Source organism: Streptomyces sp. NPDC001816 (assembly GCF_042892235.1).
Taxonomy (GTDB): domain Bacteria; phylum Actinomycetota; class Actinomycetes; order Streptomycetales; family Streptomycetaceae; genus Streptomyces.
In genome coordinates this window covers 101,968-121,819 of sequence record NZ_JBIATY010000010.1, presented here as the reverse complement: position 1 = coordinate 121,819, position 19,852 = coordinate 101,968, and the positions used below count along the sequence as shown (strand labels likewise).

General features: G+C 72.6%; 14 protein-coding genes, 5 tRNA genes and 1 pseudogene. 6 read left to right on the top strand and 14 right to left on the bottom strand.

The features are described from left to right. Positions 1-25 precede the first annotated feature (25 nt). Genes ACFYZZ_RS31275 through ACFYZZ_RS31265 form a run of 3 tightly spaced genes read right to left on the bottom strand, consistent with a single transcriptional unit; the run spans position 26 to position 2,805 of the window. The gene (locus ACFYZZ_RS31275; protein ID WP_389182988.1) at positions 26-868 is read right to left on the bottom strand and encodes a GNAT family N-acetyltransferase; all 843 of its coding nucleotides are present in this window, start codon (positions 866-868) and stop codon (positions 26-28) included. Positions 869-922: 54 nt separating this feature from the next. Beyond that, positions 923-1,744: an aminotransferase class IV gene (locus tag ACFYZZ_RS31270; protein ID WP_389182985.1), complete on the bottom strand. Its 822-nt coding sequence runs from the start codon at positions 1,742-1,744 to the stop codon at positions 923-925. Continuing rightward, on the bottom strand, positions 1,741-2,805 hold the full coding sequence (locus tag ACFYZZ_RS31265) for a chorismate-binding protein (RefSeq protein WP_389182982.1): 1,065 nt from the start codon (positions 2,803-2,805) through the stop codon (positions 1,741-1,743). Before ACFYZZ_RS31265 ends, ACFYZZ_RS31270 begins: the two co-directional genes overlap by 4 nt. Before the next feature lie 178 nt (positions 2,806-2,983). Between ACFYZZ_RS31265 and ACFYZZ_RS31260 the strand changes: the two genes are divergently transcribed. The 5 genes from ACFYZZ_RS31260 (at position 2,984) to ACFYZZ_RS31240 (ending at position 3,440) form a co-directional block, all read left to right on the top strand. Further along, positions 2,984-3,056, top strand: a tRNA-Gly gene (locus ACFYZZ_RS31260). Positions 3,057-3,094: 38 nt separating this feature from the next. Further along, positions 3,095-3,168, top strand: a tRNA-Cys gene (locus ACFYZZ_RS31255). A gap of 1 nt (position 3,169) precedes the next feature. Next, positions 3,170-3,241, top strand: a tRNA-Val gene (locus ACFYZZ_RS31250). Positions 3,242-3,267: 26 nt separating this feature from the next. Then, positions 3,268-3,339 (top strand) — tRNA-Val (locus ACFYZZ_RS31245). A gap of 29 nt (positions 3,340-3,368) precedes the next feature. Then, a tRNA-Val gene (locus ACFYZZ_RS31240) sits at positions 3,369-3,440 on the top strand. A gap of 47 nt (positions 3,441-3,487) precedes the next feature. Here ACFYZZ_RS31240 and ACFYZZ_RS31235 read toward each other — a convergent pair. Together ACFYZZ_RS31235 and ACFYZZ_RS31230 are read right to left on the bottom strand one after the other, a co-directional pair. Then, on the bottom strand, positions 3,488-3,769 hold the full coding sequence (locus ACFYZZ_RS31235; protein ID WP_386574813.1) for a zf-TFIIB domain-containing protein: 282 nt from the start codon (positions 3,767-3,769) through the stop codon (positions 3,488-3,490). Positions 3,770-3,849: 80 nt separating this feature from the next. Next, positions 3,850-4,791, bottom strand: a complete 942-nt coding sequence (locus ACFYZZ_RS31230; RefSeq protein ID WP_389182979.1) for a phosphotransferase family protein — start codon at positions 4,789-4,791, stop codon at positions 3,850-3,852. A gap of 1,186 nt (positions 4,792-5,977) precedes the next feature. Here ACFYZZ_RS31230 and ACFYZZ_RS31225 point away from each other — a divergent pair. Continuing rightward, a complete protein-coding gene (locus tag ACFYZZ_RS31225) occupies positions 5,978-7,393 on the top strand; it encodes a protein kinase (protein ID WP_389182976.1) in 1,416 nt (471 codons plus the stop codon). Between the two features lie 15 nt (positions 7,394-7,408). Here ACFYZZ_RS31225 and ACFYZZ_RS31220 read toward each other — a convergent pair whose 3' ends face one another. The 9 genes and pseudogenes from ACFYZZ_RS31220 to ACFYZZ_RS31180 form a co-directional block, all read right to left on the bottom strand. Further along, complete coding sequence (locus tag ACFYZZ_RS31220; RefSeq protein WP_389182974.1) at positions 7,409-8,227, bottom strand: TrmH family RNA methyltransferase; 819 nt, start codon at positions 8,225-8,227, stop codon at positions 7,409-7,411. Positions 8,228-8,301: 74 nt separating this feature from the next. Next, complete coding sequence (cobA, locus tag ACFYZZ_RS31215) at positions 8,302-9,534, bottom strand: uroporphyrinogen-III C-methyltransferase (RefSeq protein ID WP_389182971.1); 1,233 nt, start codon at positions 9,532-9,534, stop codon at positions 8,302-8,304. Between the two features lie 256 nt (positions 9,535-9,790). Continuing rightward, on the bottom strand, positions 9,791-13,672 hold the full coding sequence (gene cobT, locus ACFYZZ_RS31210; protein ID WP_389182968.1) for a nicotinate-nucleotide--dimethylbenzimidazole phosphoribosyltransferase: 3,882 nt from the start codon (positions 13,670-13,672) through the stop codon (positions 9,791-9,793). Positions 13,673-14,017: 345 nt separating this feature from the next. Further along, entirely contained in the window at positions 14,018-15,256 is a 1,239-nt protein-coding gene (cbiE, locus tag ACFYZZ_RS31205; RefSeq protein WP_389182965.1) for a precorrin-6y C5,15-methyltransferase (decarboxylating) subunit CbiE, read from the bottom strand. Between the two features lie 136 nt (positions 15,257-15,392). Next, positions 15,393-16,031 (bottom strand): GNAT family N-acetyltransferase, encoded by a 639-nt coding sequence (locus tag ACFYZZ_RS31200; RefSeq protein ID WP_389182962.1) that lies wholly within the window; start codon positions 16,029-16,031, stop codon positions 15,393-15,395. Positions 16,032-16,191: 160 nt separating this feature from the next. Then, on the bottom strand, positions 16,192-17,028 hold the full coding sequence (locus ACFYZZ_RS31195; RefSeq protein WP_389182959.1) for a MetQ/NlpA family ABC transporter substrate-binding protein: 837 nt from the start codon (positions 17,026-17,028) through the stop codon (positions 16,192-16,194). A gap of 84 nt (positions 17,029-17,112) precedes the next feature. After that, complete coding sequence (locus ACFYZZ_RS31190; RefSeq protein WP_389183492.1) at positions 17,113-17,835, bottom strand: methionine ABC transporter permease; 723 nt, start codon at positions 17,833-17,835, stop codon at positions 17,113-17,115. A 20-nt stretch (positions 17,836-17,855) separates the two neighbouring features. Next, complete coding sequence (locus tag ACFYZZ_RS31185) at positions 17,856-18,899, bottom strand: methionine ABC transporter ATP-binding protein (RefSeq protein ID WP_389182956.1); 1,044 nt, start codon at positions 18,897-18,899, stop codon at positions 17,856-17,858. Positions 18,900-19,227: 328 nt separating this feature from the next. Continuing rightward, a pseudogene (locus tag ACFYZZ_RS31180) lies at positions 19,228-19,851 on the bottom strand (HAD-IA family hydrolase); the annotation flags it as partial. Between the last annotated feature and the right edge of the window lies 1 nt (position 19,852).

The window sequence follows — 19,852 nt, the reverse complement described above, 5'->3', positions numbered from 1 at the left end:
TGATCGGCCGCACAGGAGGACTTCGCTACAAAAGGTCCTTGTACAGGGAGTACCGCGTCGTCTCGTAGCCGAGCGACTCGTAGAGCCGCTCGGCCGGGGTGTTGCCGGCGAAGACGTTGAGGCCGAGGACTCGGCGGCCGGCGGCGATCGCCTGGCGCTCCGCCAGCAGCATGAGCGTACGGCCGTGGCCTCGGCCGCGGTGGGCACCGTCGGCCTCCACGTCGAAGACGAAGGCCTTGCCGTCCTGCAGAGACACCCACAGCGTGCCCACCCGCACGCCCTCGTGCTCGAGCACGCTGAACAGCATGTCCTCGGTGGCGAGCCCGTGCGGCAGCAGTCTCTCGTGGTCGTGGCGCGACCTGGCGTACGCCTCGGCCTCGGGCACGCCCCGCTCGATCCAGACGCGTGCGTAGTCCTCCGACTCGTGCGCGAGCCACGCCTCGAACTCGGCGGCGCCCATGGGGTGCTCCAGGCTGCCGGCGGGCAGTTCGGGCGGGACCTCGCCGAGCGGCTTCTCCATGCCGCGGTTGCGGTGGACGTAGCCGAGCGCCTCGAAGAGCCGCAGCGCGGCCCCGGCGTCCCCGGCCTCCCCGGCCTCCCTGCCGACGCTTGTCTCGATCTGCCGGCAGCCCCAGCTGCGCGCCACCTCCTCGGCAGCGAGCACGGCCACCGTGCCCCGGCCTCGACGGCGGTCCGGCTCGTCGATGCGCACGTCCAGGATCCGGGCCATCCGGTCGCCGAAGGCGGCTGAGGTCCCGAGATGTATCGAGCCGACCGGGCGGCTGTTCACGCACACCTGGTAGCGGCGCGAACGCGTCCCGTCGGCGTTGTGCTGGAGCGGCTCGGTCGGCCGCAGGGTCGTCGTCATCACGGGTGTTCTACCCGCTCCGGAACCCCGGGGCAGCCGATTTTCCGGCTTCTGTCACGGGTCCAGGTCCTCCCCGGCCCGGTCCTCGAAGATCCGCATCGCCTTCGCCGTCACCGGGCCCGGCGCACCGGGCAGTTCCCGGTCGTCGACGCGGTGCACGGCCTGGACGTCCCTGAGGGTGGACGTGAGGAAGACCTCCTCGGCCCGTTCCAGCACGTCCAGCGGCAGGTCGGTCTCCTTGGCGCCGGTCCACTCGACGGCGAGGGCGCGGGTGATGCCGGGCAGGCAGCCGGAGGCGACCGGCGGCGTGTGGATCTCGCCGTCCAGGACCACGAAGACGTTCGACCCGGTGCCCTCGCAGAGCTGTCCGACCGTGTTGCCGAACAGGGCCTCGGAGGCGCCGTGTTGGTGGGCACGGGCGAGGGCGACGACGTTCTCGGCGTACGAGGTGGTCTTCAGGCCGGTGAGGGCGCCGCGCTCGTTGCGGGTCCAGGGGACGGTGATCACGGCGGTGGAGTCGGGGCGGCGCGTGGTCTCGCCGAGCGCGACCACCAGGGTCGGGCCGTGCTCGCCGCGGTCGGAGCCGAGGGGGCCGTGGCCGCCGGTGTAGGTGATGCGCAGCCGGCCCAGCGGCATCGGGTTGGCTTCCAGCACGGCCGCACAGGCGCGGCGGACCTCGGCGTGGTCGGGGTCGGGCAGGCCCAGGCCGCGGGCCGAGCGGGTCAGCCGGTCGAGATGGCGGGTGAGCGCGAAGGGCTGCCCGTCCACCGCCTTCACCGTCTCGAAGATGCCGTCGCCGACGGTCAGCCCGTGGTCGAAGACGGAGACCCGGGCCGACTCCGGGTCCTGCAGCGCGCCGTCCAGCCAGATCCTCATGACAGAGCCCCTCCGCTCACCTCGTACGTCCCCGACGCTACCGCGAGCAGCCGGGACGCCTTCAGTTCGGTCTCGCGCCACTCCCCCTCGGGATCGGATCCCCAGGTGATGCCGGCGCCGGTGCCGAAGCGGAGCGTCGCCGCGCCCTCGGCGGACCGGTCGATCCAGAACGTCCGGATGCCCACGGCCAGCTCGCCGGCACCCCGGTCGGCGTCGACCCAGCCGATGCCGCCGCAGTACGGGCCGCGGGGTGCCGTCTCCAGCGCCTCGATGATCCGCAGCGCGCTCGATTTCGGGGCGCCGGTGACCGAGCCGGGCGGGAAGGCCGCGGCGAGCAGGTCGGGCCAGCCGGCGCCGTCGCACAGCTCGCCGCGGACGGTGGAGACCAGGTGGACCAGGCCGGGGTGCTTCTCCACGGCGCACAGGTCGGGGACGGTCACGCTGCCCGTGGCGCAGACGCGCCCGATGTCGTTGCGGACCAGGTCCACGATCATCACGTTCTCGGCGTAGTCCTTCTCCAGGAGGTCCGCCTCGGTCCGCCCGGTGCCCTTGATGGGTCCCGACTCGACGGTACGGCCGTCCCGGCGCAGGAACAGCTCGGGCGAGGCGGTGGCGATCTCCACGCCGTGGTCCGGCAGCCGGATCGTGCCCGCGTACGGCGCCGGGTTGCCGCGGGCCAGCAGGGCGGTCAGGGCGTCCACGTCGGCGTCGGGGGCGACGGGCGCGCTGAGCACCCGGCAGAGGTTGGCCTGGTAGACCTCGCCGGCCGCGATGTACTCACGGATCCGGCCGACGCCCGCGGTGTAGGCGGCCCGGTCCAGGGAGGTGGTCCAGTCCGCCACCGCCGGGCCGTGCCAGCCGCCGGGCACCGGGGCGGGCACCGGCTCCTCCCGTACGTGCGCGAAGCGGGCGCAGGTCAGCCGGCCCTCGAAGTCGGCGCACACGGCCCAGAAGCCGGTGGAGTCCAGAGCGGCGGGATCGTCGGTGACGTCGAGGAGGCCGGTGGCGAGGCGGGCGCCGAAGCGGGCGAGAGGAGGGAGGCCGGAAGGAAGGTCGAGCACGTGGTCGAGTCTAGGGCGGGTGGCCGAAAGGTGGCCCGGGCATGTCCCCTCGGGGGCACTGACCACCCGCTCCGTGGAGTGCAGCGCAGCACGCTGCGCAAACGCGTTTTTGTACTGGCCCGGGAATCCGCTAGAGTTCAACACGTCGCCGGGACGCGAGAGCGGACCGAAACGACAAGCGGACGTAGCTCAGTTGGTAGAGCGCAACCTTGCCAAGGTTGAGGTCGCGAGTTCGAGCCTCGTCGTCCGCTCGAAGGAAGAAGGGGTCTTCCCGATCCCCTACACTCCTGGTGGAGTGGCCGAGAGGCGAGGCAACGGCCTGCAAAGCCGTCTACACGGGTTCAAATCCCGTCTCCACCTCCAAGGACGATTAGCTCAGCGGGAGAGCGCTTCCCTGACACGGAAGAGGTCACTGGTTCAATCCCAGTATCGTCCACTGGATCTTCTCGAAGATCCGAACCCGCGCGATTAGCTCAGCGGGAGAGCGCTTCCCTGACACGGAAGAGGTCACTGGTTCAATCCCAGTATCGCGCACCGACTGTGACTCCCACGTCACAGCCTGCGGACGATTAGCTCAGCGGGAGAGCGCTTCCCTGACACGGAAGAGGTCACTGGTTCAATCCCAGTATCGTCCACACAGCAGGAAGCCCCCGGTCTCGTGACCGGGGGCTTCTTCGTGCGCTCAGCTCGAGAACAGCATGTGCGCCCAGCTCTTCTGGTGACCGTGATGGCCGTGGTGACCGTGGTGACCGCCGTGCGGGGCACCCCAGGCCGGCGCGGGCGCGGCCGGGTACGCCTGCGGGGCGGCCGGCGGGACCGGCTTGGCCCACTGGGCCTCCAGCTGGGTCAGGGCCTCCAGCTCGCCGTAGTCGAGGAAGATGCCGCGACAGCCGCTGCACTGCTCGATCTGGACGCCGTTGCGGTTGTAGGTGTGCATCGGCGCATGGCACTTCGGACACTGCATGGTCGGCTCAACTCCTCGCCGGTTGGTCCTGCTTCGTGTTTCCCCAGGACAGACTCCGTCCGGCCCTGGTCGGTTGCACCCTACGCCGGAAATCCGTGCGTCAACTGGTGGGGGATGGAACTCATTCGGGCACAGGCGTCCACCAGGGCCTGCTCCACCTCGTCCAGCGGGCGCTCCGCCGCGAGCGCCTTCGTGAGCGCGCGGGCCGCGGTCTGCACGGTCAGGGCGCGGGCAGGGACGTCCAGGGCGGGCCAGGGGTCGCCGTCGGCGGGTACGGCGGGGCCGCCGGCCTCGCGGTAGGCGGTCAGGAAGCGGGTCCACTCGTCGGGCGGGAGGAGTCCGCAGGCGTACCAGGAGGCGGGGCGGGCGAGGTCCCACGCGGGGACGCCGACGCCGAGGTCGTCCACGTCGATCAGGAGCCAGGGGCCGTCGGGTGCGGGACGGCGGACCAGCTGACCGAGGTGGAGGTCGCCGTGGCAGAGGGCCGGGGTGCCGGGCATGGGGGCCTCGGCGCGGGCCCAGGCGGGGAGGGCCTGCCAGGCCCGCAGGACGGGGGGTGCGGCGGGATGGGGCGCGGTGCTCACGGCCGTACGCAGGCGGTGGATGGCGTGGGCGGCCTTGGCGGGGCCGCGCATCGGGGGAAGGGGGGCGGGAGGGGGCGTCCGGTGCAGCCGGGCGAGGAGTGTGGCGGCGGCTTCCCAGGGGGCGGCGGCCGGGTCGTCCGGGTCCACGGGGGCGCCGTACGGCCAGAAGGTCACCAGGCGGTTGTGGAGGGTGACCGGGGTGGTGGTGAGCGGGGCGAGGAGGACGTCCGGGAGCCGGGCCGCCGCGGCGAGGCGGAGGGTCAGCTCGGCGGGGTCCGTGTCCGGGGCGTGGGCCTTGGCGACGGTGTCGGCGTGGCGGACGACGGTGGCGTCGGGGCGGTCGGCGAGGGGGGTGGTGCCGCAGGCGCAGGTGGCTCCGCCGGTTTGGGGGTGGGCGGTGGCTGTGAGTTTTGCGGTGAGAGCGGCTAGAAGGTTCACGTAGGCCTCGGTGGGTGGGGTTTCCGAGGTGAGCGTACGCGGGTGCGGTGGTGCTCGGTGCTGTGGTTGGGCGGGGGCGGGGTTGAGCGGCTGCCCGGTGCTGCGGCTGGGCGGGGGTGGGCTTCGCTTGCCCGCGCTTGCGGGGTGCCGCTGCGCCCACCCGTGCCGCCCCAGCGGCACGACTGCCCGCAGCTACGCAGGCATGCAGCCCGCAGCTGGTGCGGCAGCCATGCAGGCGACGATGCCGCAACTCACCAGGTCAAGGGCCCAAAACGGCGTAATGCCGGCGCAGCTCCCCAGCTGCGCCGGCATTTGTGCCGTCCGTCGCACCCCCGTCCCCACGGGGTTTCATGGATCGATGTCCCCGCCCGGACCGCTCTTCCGGGCCTGGGGTCGCCGCTCAGCGCCCCAGCATCGCACCCACGGACGACGCCTGTGTGGCCACTGTCTCCCAGCCGTCGAAGACGAGGAGGAGCAGGGCCGCCAGGGGAAGGGCCATGAGTGTCGCCACCAAGGGGTGGCGACGACCCGTCCGGCGAGGGGCGAACGTCGTGCGTCGCGGTGCCGGGTGGGCCATGGTCCCTCTCCTGACCGTCTCGGTTCTCGGTTGTCGTTGGCAGCGGCGGGTGCCTGACCTCGGGGGACGAGTGCTGCACCCGCCGCTTGACCTCAAATCTAGGCGTGCGGCCCCCGACGGGCGTCATGCCTTCGTACCGAATCGCGGGCCTCCCGGAGGATGAGCCATGACCTGCGGAGTACTCCCCTGGGTGGAGACGGGGTCCTAGGTCTCGGGGTCTTCCCGGAGGGGTCGCCCGCCGTGTCCGGTCATTTCCGGACCATTCGACGGGTGGCGTGAGTGACTTCGATCACTTCGAGGGGGGTGAGGGGGTGTGATGCGTCCCCGCGGTGGCCGGTTCCCGGTGGCGGGTGGGAGGCAGAGCGCGGTGTTCCTTCGACAGGCGCTTCTCCCCGTCCATGGTCACTCCGGCGGTGGCCAACCTCCCTGCCGCGTCCGCACGTTGACGTCACAAGTGTCCCAAAGGCACCGCAGAGAGCGGCTTCCTGACCGTGTTTCACCTCGCGCTCCCGTCGCGCACAATCCATCCACCCCAGAGGGCGCGGCCTCTGCGCGCGGGCGGCTGTGGAAACGTAAGCTGTGCCACGTCACAGGGACCGGGCAGCGGGGATGAACATGGCGATGATGCGCCTGAGGCGCGAGGACCCGCGCGTCGTCGGCTCGTTCAGGCTTCACCGACGGCTCGGCGCGGGCGGAATGGGCGTGGTCTACCTCGGCTCCGACAAGAAGGGGCAGCGGGTCGCGCTGAAGGTGATCCGGCCCGATCTGGCGGAGGATCAGGAGTTCCGTTCGCGGTTCGCCCGTGAGGTCTCGGCGGCCCGGCGCATCCGGGGCGGCTGCACCGCACGGCTGGTGGCGGCGGACCTGGAGGCCGACCGGCCGTGGTTCGCGACGCAGTACGTGCCCGGACCCTCCCTGCACGACAAGGTCGCCGACGAGGGCCCGCTCGGCGTGGCCGAGGCCGCGGCGGTCGGGGCGGCGCTGTCCGAGGGACTCGTCGCCGTGCACGAGGCCGGGGTCGTCCACCGGGACCTGAAGCCCTCCAACATCCTGCTGTCCCCCAAGGGGCCGCGGATCATCGACTTCGGCATCGCCTGGGCCACCGGCGCCTCCACGCTCACCCACGTCGGCACCGCCGTCGGCTCCCCCGGCTTCCTCGCTCCCGAGCAGGTGCGCGGCGCGGCCGTCACCCCGGCCACGGACGTCTTCTCCCTCGGCGCCACCCTGGCCTACGCCTCGACCGGCGACTCCCCCTTCGGGCAGGGCAGTTCCGAGGTGATGCTGTACCGCGTGGTGCACGAGGAGCCGCACCTGTACGGCGTTCCGGACGCCCTCGCCCCGCTGGTGCGGGCCTGTCTGGCCAAGGACCCCGACGACCGGCCCAGCACCCTCCAACTGTCGCTGCGGCTCAAGGAGATCGCCGCCCGCGAGGCGCAGGGCCTGGCCGACGCACGGCCGCCCGCGCCGCGCGCCGGGGAGGCGGACCGGCCCACCGGACGGCTCGTGGACACCTACGACACCCACCCCGAGCCGCAGCGTGCCCAGCGGCGCACCGCCCCCGGCACCCCGGTGCCGCGCGGCGGCACGCCCGCCCGGGGCGGTACCCCCTCGCGGGGCGGCAGCGCCTCGCGCGGCGGGGGCGTCGCCTCCCGGCCGGGCACGGCCCGTCCCACTCCGGCGCCCCGCTCCGGCGGCACGCGCTCGGGCAGCGGGAGCCGGACCGCTCCGCGCAGCGGTACCGGGCGTCCGGTGCCGCGCGCGACGGGGACCGGCCGCCGCCCGGCCAACCCCCGGCTGCTGCGCCAGCGGCTGTTCGTGTTCGTGGTGGTGACGCTGCTGGTGGCGGTCGGTATCGCGGTGGCGCAGGGCTGTCAGGGCCCGGCCCGCGGGCTCGGCGACGACGGTGGCGACGGCCGGCGGCAGCAACAGCACGTACAGCCGAGCTTCACGCCGCCGGCCGACGGGAAGCTGATGTCGCAGCGGTACGAGTCGACGTTCGAGTCCGGGTCCGGGTCCGGGAACTGAGCTTCCCGGACCGTCTCAGGCTCCGGGTCGTCCCGAGGCCACCGCGTAGAAGGCCACCGCGGCCGCCGCTCCCACGTTGAGGGAGTCGACCCCGTGGGACATGGGGATGCGCACCCATTCGTCGGCCGCGACCAGGGCCTGCGTGGACAGGCCGTCGCCCTCGGCGCCGAGCATCAGCGCGACCCGGTCCATCCGGTGCGGGGCGGCCTCGTCCAGGCTCCTGGCCTTCTCGTCCGGAGTGAGCGCGAGGAGCGTGAAGCCCGCCTCGCGCACCGACTCCAGACCCTTGGGCCAGGTCTCCAGGCGGGCGTACGGCACGGAGAACACCGCACCCATGGAGACCTTGACGCTACGGCGGTACAGCGGGTCGGCGCAGTCGGGCGACAGCAGTACCGCGTCCATGCCGAGGGCGGCGGCCGAGCGGAAGATCGCGCCGATGTTGGTGTGGTCGTTGACCGACTCCATGACCACCACCCGGCGGGCGGAGCCGAGCAGTTCCGCCGCCGTCGGCAGCGGCTTGCGCTGCATGGAGGCGAGGGCGCCGCGGTGCACGTGGTAGCCGGTGACCTGCTCGGCCAGCTCCGGGCTGACCGCGTACACGGGGGCCGGGAGTTCGTCGATGACGTCGCGCATGACGTCGATCCACTTGGCCGAGAGCAGCATGGAGCGCATCTCGTAGCCGGCTTCCTTGGCCCTTCGGATGACCTTCTCGCCCTCGGCGATGAACAGGCCCTCGGCCGGCTCGCGCTTGCGGCGCAGTTCGACGTCGGTCAGGCCCGTGTAGTCGCGCAGGCGCGGGTCGTCGGGATCCTCAACGGTGATGAGATCGGCCACAGGGTGATACTGCCTTGTCCTGGGTGTGCTGCCAACGGCTGGGAACGGGTTGTGTTACCCCGGGTTACGCGGGATCAAGCCACGGGCTCCGGGCCGACGTTCACGACGTCGCCGATGACGATGACCGCCGGGGGCTTCACGTCCTCGGTGCGTACGGTCTCGGCGACCGTGGCGAGGGTCGCGTCCACGCGGCGCTGGGCGGCCGTCGTGCCCTCCTGGACGAGGGCGACGGGGGTCCGGGGCGACTTGCCGTGCGCGACGAGCGTCTCGGCGATCTTCCCGATCTTGTCGACGCCCATCAGGATCACCAGCGTGCCGGTCAGCCTGGCCAGCGCCGGCCAGTCGACCAGGGAGCGCTCGTCATCGGGGGCGACATGGCCGCTGACCACGGTGAACTCGTGGGCGACGCCCCGGTGGGTGACCGGGATCCCGGCCGCGCCGGGGACGGAGATCGAGCTGGAGATGCCCGGCACGACCGTGCACGGGATGCCGACCTCGGCGAGCGCCTGGACCTCCTCCATGCCCCGCCCGAAGACGAACGGGTCGCCGCCCTTGAGCCGTACCACGGACTTGCCCTGCCTGGCGTGCTCGATCAGCGCGTTGTTGATGGCCTCCTGGGCCATGTACCGGCCGTACGGGATCTTCGCGGCGTCGATGACCTCTACGTGGGGCGGGAGTTCGGCGAGCAGGTCGCGCGGGCCGAGCCGGTCCGCGATGACGACGTCGGCCTCGGCGAGCAGGCGGCGGCCGCGGACGGTGATGAGGTCCGGGTCACCGGGGCCGCCGCCGACCAGGGCCACGCCGGGTGTACGGGTGCGGTGGTGCGGGGCGACGAGAGTGCCGTCGCGCAGGCCCTCGACGACCGCGTCGCGGATGGCGGCGGTGTGCCGGGGGTCGCGACCCTTGGCGTCCGTGGTGAGGACGGCGACGGTGACGCCTTCGCTGTGACCGGTCGCCGGGGTCCAGGCCGTCGCCTGGTCGGCGTCGTCGGAGCGGACGCACCAGACGCGGTGGCGCTCCGCTTCGGCGGAGGCCTGGGCGTTGGCCTCGGGGTCGCTGGTGGCGATGAGGGCGTACCAGGCGGCCGCGAGGTCGCCGTCCGTGTAGGGGCGCCGCTCCCAGGTGATCTCGCCCGCGTCCGCCATCGCCTCCACGGAGGGGGTCGCCTCGGGGGACACGAGGAGGATGTCCGCGCCTGCCGCGATCAGGGCGGGGAGGCGGCGCTGGGCGACCTGGCCGCCGCCGAGGACGACCACGCGGCGGCCGGAGAGGCGGAGGCCTACGGGGTAGGCGGGGTGTTCGGCCATGAGGGGCGGCTCCTCTTGGGGCGGCGGTGCGGTAGCCCTGACGTGCGGATTTTAAGCGGCGCGGGCTTCTTGCGGGTCAGGTGTCCGGTGGCTGAGCAGAGCGGCCGTATGCACGGCGGTGGGTGGTTGTGCCCACCCTCCCCACTCTCGGCTTCGCTCGAGCGGGGGGACCCCCATCGCCCCAGCGGAACGACTGCCCACAACCACCCGGCCGTTGGAACGGGCGCCCGGTACTGCAGTACCGAAGCACCCCACCCTACTTCTCGGTAACTCCCGCCGAATCGAAGGTTGCCACCTCGTGCATCGCCCTGGCCGTGCTCTGTACCAGCGGCAGGGCCAGGAGGGCGCCCGTGCCCTCGCCGAGGCGGAGGTCGAGGTCGACCAGGGGGCGCAGGCCCAGCTTGTTGAGGGCGGCGACGTGGCCGGGCTCGGCGCTGCGGTGGCCGGCGATGCAGGCCGCGAGGACCTCGGGGGCGATCGCGCGGGCGACCAGAGCCGCTGCGCCGGCGCTGACGCCGTCCAGGATCACCGGGGTACGGAGGGAGGATCCGCCCAGGAGCAGGCCGACCATCGCCGCGTGTTCGAAGCCGCCGATCGCCGCGAGGACGCCGATCGGGTCGGCCGGGTCCGGCTGGTGGACTTCGAGCGCGCGGCGGACGACCTCGGTCTTGCGGGCCAGGGTCTCGTCGTTGATGCCCGTGCCCCGGCCGGTGACCTCCGCCGGGTCGGCGCCGGTGAAGACGGAGATGAGCGCGGCGGACGCCGTCGTGTTGGCGATGCCCATCTCACCGGTGAGCAGCGCCTTGTTGCCCGCCGCCACCAGGTCGCGGGCGGTCTCGATGCCCACCTCGATGGCCGCCTTGGCCTCCTCGCGGGTCATCGCGGGACCGGTGGTCATGTCGGACGTGCCGCCGCGGATCTTGCGGGGCAGCAGACCCGGCGTGGCCGGCAGGTCGGCGGCGACACCGACGTCCACGACGCACACCTCGGCGCCGACCTGGTTGGCGAAGGCGTTGCAGACCGCTCCGCCGCCCAGGAAGTTGGCCACCATCTGGGCGGTGACCTCCTGCGGCCAGGGGGTGACGCCCTGGGCGTGGACCCCGTGGTCGCCGGCGAAGATGGCGACGGCTGCGGGCTCCGGGATCGGCGGCGGGCACTGCCGGGACAGGCCCGACAGCTGTGCGGAGATGATCTCCAGCATGCCGAGCGCGCCGGCCGGCTTGGTCATGCGCTTCTGGCGCTCCCAGGCCTCGCCGAGCGCCTTGGCGTCCAGCGGGCGGATCTGTGCGACGGTCTCGGCAAGCAGGTCGTGGGGTTCCTCTCCGGGCAGGGCGCGGCGGCCGTACGTCTCCTCGTGCACCACCCAGGACAGCGGGCGCCGCTTGGACCAGCCGGCCTGCATCAGCTCGGGCTCGTCCGGGAACTCGTCGACGTACCCGACGCACAGGTAGGCGATGACCTCCAGGTGCTCGGGCAGACCGAGGGCTCGGACCATCTCGCGCTCGTCGAAGAAGCTGACCCAGCCGACGCCGAGGCCCTCGGCGCGGGCGGCGAGCCACAGGTTCTCGACGGCGAGCGCCGCGGAGTACGGCGCCATCTGGGGCTGGGTGTGCCGGCCCAGGGTGTGGCGGCCGCCGCGGGTCGGGTCCGCGGTGACGACGATGTTCACCGGGGTGTCGAGGATGGCCTCGATCTTCAGTTCCTTGAACTGCTTGGCCCGGCCCTTGGGCAGCGACTTGGCGTACGCCTCGCGCTGGCGCATGGCCAGTTCGTGCATGGTGCGGCGGGTGTCGGCGGACCGGATGACGACGAAGTCCCAGGGCTGCGAGTGGCCCACGGAGGGCGCCGTGTGGGCGGCCTCCAGGACGCGCAGCAGGACCTCGTGCGGGATCGGGTCGCTGCGGAAGCCGTTGCGGATGTCGCGCCGCTCGCGCATCACCTTCAGGACGGCCTCGCGCTCGGCGTCGTCGTAGGCCGGAGCGGCCGGTCCGGTGGACTGTCGTGCCTCTTCCACTGCGGCCGTGCTCTCTTCCTGGTCGGCGGCCCTGGTCTCCAGGTCCTCCGCGTGCTGTACGACGTCGGGGGCGTGCTCGGCGTCCGAGGTGTCCGGTCCGGCGGCGGGCTCGGCCTCGCGCGGCGCGGGCACCGTGGCGACGGGCTCCTGCTGCTCCTGGGCGGGCAGGACGAGGGGGTGCGGCGGGGTCGGCGCCAGGTGCGGGGTGGTCGGCACCTGGCCCTCGACGGGCACGAACTGCCCGAGCGGCTGCTCGGGGTGCGGCTGCAGCGGAACGCTGGAGGGCAGCGGCTCGGTGGCGCCTGCGGGGGTGGACTGCGCGGCCTCCGCGGCCGGGTCCGGCCCGACGGCCGGCGCGGGCGGCGGCACGGCCTCGGCCTCGGGCGCCACCGGAGCGGCCTCGGCGGGCTGGAGCTGCGGGCCGGCGGGTGCGGCGAAGCCGTTGTCCGGGGCCGGTGCCACCACGGCCTGCTCGGCGGCGGCCGGCGCCTGGGGCTGCGGCAGCGGCTGCTGCGGGGCGGTCGGGGCATCGCCGTCCTGCGGGACGGGACCCGCGAGCTGCGGGCCCTGGGCCTGCAGGAGGGCGGGCTCGGACGCCTCGGGCATGGCCTCCGGAAGCGGTACCTGTACGACGTCCTGCGCCGGGGCGAGGGGCTCCGGGGACTCGACCGGTTCGGCTGCGTTCGCCGGCACCGGGGTCGGTACCTGCTCGGCGGCCGCCACGGGCTCGGGCGCCTGCGCCGGCTCGGTGGTGGGCGGGACCTGGGCGGCAGCAGGGGCGGCGGGGTCGGGGACGGCGGCGGGCTGGGCCTCGACGGGGCCGGCTGCGTGCGGGGCGGGCTGGGCCGGAGCGACCGGGGCGACTTCGGTGACGCCCTGAGCGACGGCGGCGTCGGCTTCCTCGGCCACAGCCTGCGCCGGAGCGGCGACGACAGCCTCGGCCGGCGCGTCCACAGCCGCGGGGACCTCCGCCTGTACGGCGTCGGCGATGGGTGCGACCTCGACCGGCTGAACGGACTCGGCCTGCTGAACGGGCTCCGGCTGCTGGACGGGCTCGGAAACCTGGACGGGCTCCGCGACCTCCGCCATTGGCGCGGCCTCCACGACCGGCGTGACCGGCGCGGCCTCCGGCGCCAGGACCGGTACGGCCTCGCCCTGTGCCTGCTGAACCGGAGCGCCCTGCTCCACCACGTCAGCCGCGGGAGCCAGCTGGCCGGTCTCCGCGGCATGAACCGCCTCGGCGACCTCGGCCTCGGGCGCGGGGACGACCCCGCCGTCGGCGGCCCCGCCGGCAGCGGCATCAACCGCTGCGGCTGCGTCCTCGGGCCCCTGGCCCAGGTCCAGATCCCCCTGGGGGACGTACACACCGTCGTGACCGTGTACCGGCTGCACCCCGTCATGACCGTGCACGGCCTGCGCCTGGACCGCCTCGCCGGGTACCTGCGCGACCGCCTGCGCGGCCAGGCGGGTCATCGTGGCCTGGGCGGCGTCGGGCACGTCAGCGACGGCCTCGGGGGCCGCGGCCGGAGCAGCCGTTTCGGCGGCCGGGGCTTCCGTGCCGACCTGGGCCACGGCGACCGGCGCGGCGCCCCAGGGGGCCGCGTTCTGCGGGGCCAGGTCGCCCAGCGGCTGGGCGTCGAGGTACTCGGGTCCGGTCATGGCCGGTCCCGGCTGCCGTACCGGCGCGCCGGCGGGCCCGCGGTCGGCGAGGGAGCGGACCGGGCTGGCGGTGGTGTTGGGGATCGGCGGACCGAGATGCAGCGGCCGGCGCGCCTGCTGCTGCGCGGCCGCCGCGTCGTGCGGGGCCGAGAGGATGGGCGACGGCGGCACGGACGCCGGCGTCGGATTCGGCAGCCGGACGCCGCTGAGGTCGACGGAGCCGCTGTCCCGGCCGGCCGTCTCGTGCGGGCCCGGCTGGTGGACGGCCTCGACGACCGGTTCCGGGGCGGGGGGCTGCACCTCGTTGCCCCATGCGCCCTGGGCTCCCGGCAGCAGCAGGTCTTCGTCCTCGGCGGGTGCCTCGGAGAGGTAGGTGTACGCGCCGTGCGCGGGGGCGCCCGGCTGTTCCACCATGCCTGCGCTCTCCGGCTGTCCCTCGCCCGGGACCTGGCCGGTGTCGGTCATGCGTACCCCTCGCCCATCGGTTAGTGCTTCTACGACCAGCTCACCCGGAACGGCGCACCGACCGCCCCGTAGTGAAGAACGAGCGTGCGTGCCCAGCGGCACGAACGACCCACCCAAAAAAGGCGACAAAGCCATTCAGTGGCATTGTCCCGGCCGTTCAGCCGTCGCGACAGCATGATCCGCGACAGTCCGCTGTGGACTGCGCCACGTTGCGCGTCCTCAGGTTCTGCCGTACCACACCCACCCCAAAACGGGCACGCTTTCCGGACATTGGCGAACGAAGTTCCGGGCCACCGATGCGGTACAACGATCGGCCAGCCTACCGCGCGCAGTACGACAACAGGATCAGGGGGCGCGATCCGGGACAACTCCGCTGAGCAGGAACGCAACGTTCCGCTCGGTCTCCGTCCAGGCTCTGGTGTCGAGTTCGACGGACTGCAGCAGGGCGCACTCGACCTGGTATCCGTGTTCGGTCAGGCCGCGGCCGACGAGTTCGGCCTCGTCGCGGGTCGCGGCGTGGGTCACGATGCGCTGCGGGCGGCGGTCGGCGACCGCGGAGACCACGGCCGCTCCCCCGCCGCCGACCCGTACGACGTCCGGTTCGGGCAGGTTCTCCAGAACGTGCGGGGCGGTGCCCTGCACCACCTGGAGCTGGACGCCGAAGCGGCGGGCGGCCGCCTCGGTCCGGGCGCAGGCGTCGGACAGCCGGTCGACGGCGATGACGGCGGCTCCGGCGCGCGCGGCCTCGGTGGCGAAGGCGCCGCTGCCGCAGCCGATGTCCCAGACGAGGTCGCCGACCCGGGGGCCGAGACGGGCGAGTTGGGCGGCTCGGAGCAGCTGGGTCTCCCCTTCACCGAGGCCGCCGCCGGGCGCGCCGTACGCCCCGTGCGCCGCGTATGCCTCGTCCGGCTGCACCCAGCCGCGCGGTCCGGCACCCGGGTCGCGTCCGGCGATCCAGCCGCCGCCCTCGGCGGCGCCGACCGGGCCGCCGATGACGATGACGACGTTCGGGTCGCGCCAGGTGTGGTCGGGAGCCTTGTCGGAGGTGACGACGGAGACCTGCTCGCGTTCGGTGCCCAGTTCCTCGCAGATGACGAAGGTCCGGTGGATCCCGTCCATGAGCAGACCCAGTTCGGCGGGGCCGGCGCCAGGTGAGGTGAGGACGGCGACCTTGGTGTGGGCACGGCACACGTTCACGGCGCGGCGCAGGGTGCGCCGGTGGGCGACGACCACCTGGGCGTCGTCCCAGGGCATGCCGGCGCGGGCGAAGGCGGCGGCCACCGAGGAGACGGCGGGGACGACCTCGACCTCCAGGCCGAACTCCGGTGCGTGCAGGGCCCGTACGACGCCGAAGAAGCCGGGGTCGCCGTCCGCGAGCACGACCGCGGTGCCGCGGTGGGCGGCGATGCGGCGGGCGGCCAGCGCGAGGCTGCCGAGGCGGATGCGCTCGGCGGTGGGCGGGACCTCGGGGAGCGCCAGGTGGTGGGCCGCGCCGGCCACGAGCGTGGCGGCGCCGAGGGCGGCGCGTGCCGTGGCGGTCAGCGGCGAGCCGTCCCAGCCGATCACCGTGACCCGGTCGGCCATCGTCGTCAGTCTCCAGGTTTTCGCAGCTCGTTAGGGGTACGGGCCCGTTGGGCGGGCTCCGTGAGAGTACCTGGTGAAGGTAGCGGACGCGCGGCGCGGCGGGGCCGTGCGCGAATCCGGGTGTGCCTCGCCGGGGTCAGTTCCAGTCGGCGTACGAGGTGAAGCCGCCGGCGTCGGCGACCTGCCCGTCGGCGCCTTCGAGGTCCTCCGGGAGGAGGCTCCACACGATGAAGTCCGTACGCAGGTCGGTCCAGGTGCCGTCCTCGGCGCGGACGTGGACTATGCAGGCGTTGCGCAGAACGCCCTCGCTGATGCAGCCGATCTTCTGGGCGACCTGCTGGGAGGCCGTGTTGTCGGCGGCGGTCCGGATCTCTATGCGCTCGAACTTCTGGTCGCCGAAGAGCCACTGGGCGGTGGCGAGGGCGGCCTCGGAGGCGTAGCCCTCGCCGCGGGCCCAGGGGGCGACGATGAAGGACAGTTCGCTGGAGCGGATGTGCCAGTTCGTCTTGCCCAGTTGGACGATGCCGACGAGGCGCTGGGTGAGGAACTCGGTGACGGCGAGGTCCAGCCCGCGGCCGGCGGTGCGCTCGGTGGGCGCGTACTCGGTGATCCAGTGCCGGGCGTCGTCCTGGGTGAACGGCTGGGGGACGTCGGTCCAGGCGCCGATGTGCTCGTCGTTCATCATCTCGGCCAGGGCGGGCACGTCGTCCTCGTCGAGGGGACGCAGCACCAACCGCTCCGTGCTGATGGAGATGTTGGGGAAGGTGCTAGTCATGCGCCGCTCCGTAACCGTTGACAAACCTTCGGTGCCTGCTGAACTGCCCAGCATGCAGCATGAAACCACTGAACGACACGAGGGGGCCCACCCCGGGTGAGGGAGTGGACCCCGTGCGTGGCGATACGCCGTATACGTGCCGTCGGACGAGCCGTCAGGTTCAGAAGGACGGGATGACCGAGCCGTCCTGGTACTTGTCCTCGATGAACTTCTTGACCTCGGGCGAGGTGAGGAGCTTGGCGAGCTTCTTCACCCGCGGGTCCTTCTCGTTGCCCTTCTTGACCGCGAGGAAGTTGCCGTTCGGGTTGTTCTTCGCGGGCTCCAGGACGAGGGCGTCCTGCGCGGGCTTGAGGCCGGCGGAGAGCGCGAAGTTGCCGTTGACGACGGCGGCGTCCACGTCGTCCAGGGAGCGCGGGGTCTGGGCCGCCTCGACCTCCTTGAACTTGAGGTTCTTGGGGTTCTTGACGATGTCCTGCGGGGTGGCCTCGGTGCCGACGCCGTCCTTGAGGGTGATGAGGCCGCCCGCGGCGAGCAGCTTCAGCGCGCGGGCCTCGTTGACGGAGTCGTTCGGGACGGCGACGGTCGCACCGCTCTTGAGGGCGTCGGTGCTCTTCACCTTGTGGGAGTAGAGGCCGAGCGGCTCCAGGTGCACCGTGACGACGGGCACGATGTGGGTGCCGCGCTTCTTGTTGAAGTCGTCCAGGTACGGCTGGTTCTGGAAGTAGTTGGCCCCGACCGAGCCGTCCTCGGTCGCCGTGTTCGGCGTGATGTAGTCGCTGAACTCCTTGACCTCGAGGTCCAGGCCCGCCTTCTTCGCCAGGTTCTGCTTGACGAAGTTCAGGATCTCGGCGTGCGGGGTCGGGCTCGCGGCGACGACCAGCGGGCCGCTGTAGTCGGCGGAGCCGGCGGAGTCGTTGCCGGAGCCGCAGGCGGTGAGCCCGAAGGTGAGGGCTCCGGCGGCGAGGACGGCGGTGGTGAGCTTGGCGGTGTTACGCACGAAAAGTGCCTTTCCTTAAGGGTGGTGCGACCCCGTGATGGGTGTACGGGGAGTCTTTGGGGGGCGCCCAGGGCCGAGCGGCGTTCAGGCGACCTTGGCGATGTCGGCGGCCTCGGGCTCCTCGGCCTTCAGCAGGCGCAGCTTCGGAGCGGGGCCGGAGCGGGCGCCGCGGTGGTGCAGGGCGCGGGCCGCGTAGTCGCCGGCGAACTGGATGAGCGAGATGACGACGGCGAGGATCGCGACGGTGATCCACATCAGCTCGGTCTCGAAGCGCTGGTAGCCGTAGCGGACGGCGAGGTCGCCGAGGCCGCCGCCGCCGACCGTGCCGGCCATGGCGGAGTAGCCGATCAGGGCGATGATCGTGGTGGTCGTGCTGGCGATCAGCGAGGGCAGGGCCTCCGGGACGAGGACCTTGCGGACGATCGTCCAGGAGCTGCCGCCCATTGCCTGTACGGCCTCGACGAGACCGTTGTCCACTTCGCGGACAGCCGTCTCGACCAGGCGGGCGAAGAAGGGGATGCCGCCGATGGCGAGCGGCACGATGGCGGCGGTGGTGCCGATCGTCGTCCCGGTGACCCAGCGGGTGAAGCTCATCAGGGCGACCATCAGGATGATGAACGGCATCGACCGGCCGACGTTCACGACCTGGCCGATCACCTTGTTGGCGACGACGTTCTGCAGCAGGCCGCCCCGGTCGGTGAGGACGAGGAGGACGCCGAGCGGAAGGCCGGCGGCGACGGCGATCAGGGTGGACCAGGCCACCATGGCGAACGTCTCGCTACACGCCTGGGACAGCAGCGGCTGCATCGCAGACCAATCAGTCCAGGTCACTTGGCACCTTCCTTCACCAGCACGGGCTCCTGGGCCGTGTGGTCGACGACGTCGATCTGCAGGCCCTGCTCGCGCAGGAAGCCGATGGGCACCACGTTGTCCTCGTAGCGGCCGGGCAGTTCGATGCGCATGCGGCCGATCTGGAGACCGCCGACGGTGTCGATGGCGGCGCCGAGGATCGAGATGTCGATGTTGTAGGTGCGCGAGAGCTGGGAGATGACCGGCTGGGTGGCGGCCTCGCCGTGGAAGGTGACGTCGAGGACGGTCCGGTCGGCGCCCGTGGCCTCGCCGCCCACCGGGAACAGGGCGGCGGCCAGCTCGGAGCCGGGGGTGGCCAGCAGTTCGCTGACCGTGCCGGATTCCACGATCCTGCCCTTCTCCATGAGGGCGGCGGAGTCGCAGATGGACTTCACGACGTCCATTTCGTGCGTGATGAGCAGGACGGTCAGGCCCAACTGCCGGTTCAGGTCGCGCAGCAGCTGGAGGATGGAGCGGGTGGTCTCCGGGTCGAGGGCGCTGGTGGCCTCGTCGGAGAGCAGCACCTTGGGGTCGCCGGCCAGCGCGCGGGCGATGCCGACACGCTGCTTCTGGCCGCCGGAGAGCTGGGCGGGGTAGGCCTTGGCCTTGTCGGCGAGGCCTACCAGGTCGAGGAGTTCGAGCGCCTTGCGGGAGCGTTCCCTGCCCGACGTGCCGAGGATCTCCAGCGGCAGCTCGACGTTGTCCTGCACGGTCCGCGAGGACAGCAGGTTGAAGTGCTGGAAGACCATGCCGATGCGGCTGCGCGCCCGGCGCAGTTCCTTGCCGGCACGTGGGCCGCGCCCGGCGAGCGCGGTGAGGTCCTGTCCGGCGACGCTCACCGTCCCGGATGTCGGACGCTCGAGCAGATTGACGCAGCGGATGAGCGAGGACTTTCCGGCGCCGGACTGGCCGATGACGCCGTAGACCTCGCCTTCGCGGACGTGGAGATCGACGCCGTCGAGGGCGGTGATCTCGCGGCCGCGGGAGCGGTAGACCTTGGTCAGGCCCGATGTGGTGATCACAGGGGTTTCCGTCACTGTCGAGTACGCGGGCGTGGGTGTGCCCGGGCACGGGTGCAGTTGCATTCGTTCAGGGACGCGGCACGGTTCTCGCTCAGGCAGTGAACCGGGAGAACGTCATGTGCGCGGGGCGGCGTCAGTCACGCAGGCCGGGGATCCGGCGTGGGACAGGCCACGGCTCTCGCTTCGGGGCGCGAGGCTCAGGTGGTGCGGGGGCCCTCTAGAAGGCGCACATTCGGCGCGTACACATACAACGAGCACCGGGCGTCAGGGTCGCCTCGGTCGCAAGGGTGCGGCAGCTCGTCGTGGTCATGCGATCAGTAAACCAGACCTACGGTGCTGACCGGCCGCCACTGTCCGCATGCTGGACAGCGGCGGACAGTTCTCGGTCGCGAACGGTGATTTCCACTCCGGCATCGGTGACCAGTGCGGACAAGCCCGACAGGTCCCTCACCACCAGGTCGGCGTCCAGCTCCTCGGCCCGGTGAGTTGTGGCCAACGCCACGGTGGTCATGCCGGCCGCGCGGCCCGCCTGGAGTCCGGCGCGGGCGTGCTCGAAGACGACACAGTGGGCCGGGTCCACGCCGAGCTGCCGGGCGGCGAGCAGACAGGGCTCGGGGTCGGGCTTGCCGCGGGTGATGTCGTCGGCGGCGACGAGCGTCTTGGGCACGATGCCGACGGCGTCGAGGCGGGTCTCGGCGAGCCGCCGGGTGGCGGAGGTGACGACGGCCCAGCGGTCGGCGGGGAGCGAGTCGAGGAAGTCCCGGGTACCCGGCAGGAGCTGCACGCCTCCGTCGGGTACGTCCTCCACCTCCAGCTGTTCGACCCGGGCGACCGCCTCCGGCACGAGGTGGGCGGGCAGCAGGTCGCCGACCATCTCGGCCGCGGGCCGCCCGTGCAGTGCCACGCACCGGAACTCCTCGGCGGTGATGCCGTACTCCCGCGCCGTGGGGGTC

Excerpts from the sequence above, each read along its gene's own strand:
- ACFYZZ_RS31275 (WP_389182988.1), bottom strand. The coding sequence starts at position 868 with ATGACGACGACCCTGCGGCCGACCGAGCCGCTCCAGCACAACGCCGAC.
- ACFYZZ_RS31270 (WP_389182985.1), bottom strand. The coding sequence starts at position 1,744 with ATGAGGATCTGGCTGGACGGCGCGCTGCAGGACCCGGAGTCGGCCCGG.
- ACFYZZ_RS31235 (WP_386574813.1), bottom strand. The coding sequence starts at position 3,769 with ATGCAGTGTCCGAAGTGCCATGCGCCGATGCACACCTACAACCGCAAC.
- ACFYZZ_RS31225 (WP_389182976.1), top strand. The coding sequence starts at position 5,978 with ATGAACATGGCGATGATGCGCCTGAGGCGCGAGGACCCGCGCGTCGTC.
- cobA (WP_389182971.1), bottom strand. The coding sequence starts at position 9,534 with ATGGCCGAACACCCCGCCTACCCCGTAGGCCTCCGCCTCTCCGGCCGC.
- cobT (WP_389182968.1), bottom strand. The coding sequence starts at position 13,672 with ATGACCGACACCGGCCAGGTCCCGGGCGAGGGACAGCCGGAGAGCGCA.
- cbiE (WP_389182965.1), bottom strand. The coding sequence starts at position 15,256 with ATGGCCGACCGGGTCACGGTGATCGGCTGGGACGGCTCGCCGCTGACC.
- ACFYZZ_RS31200 (WP_389182962.1), bottom strand. The coding sequence starts at position 16,031 with ATGACTAGCACCTTCCCCAACATCTCCATCAGCACGGAGCGGTTGGTG.
- ACFYZZ_RS31190 (WP_389183492.1), bottom strand. The coding sequence starts at position 17,835 with ATGCAGCCGCTGCTGTCCCAGGCGTGTAGCGAGACGTTCGCCATGGTG.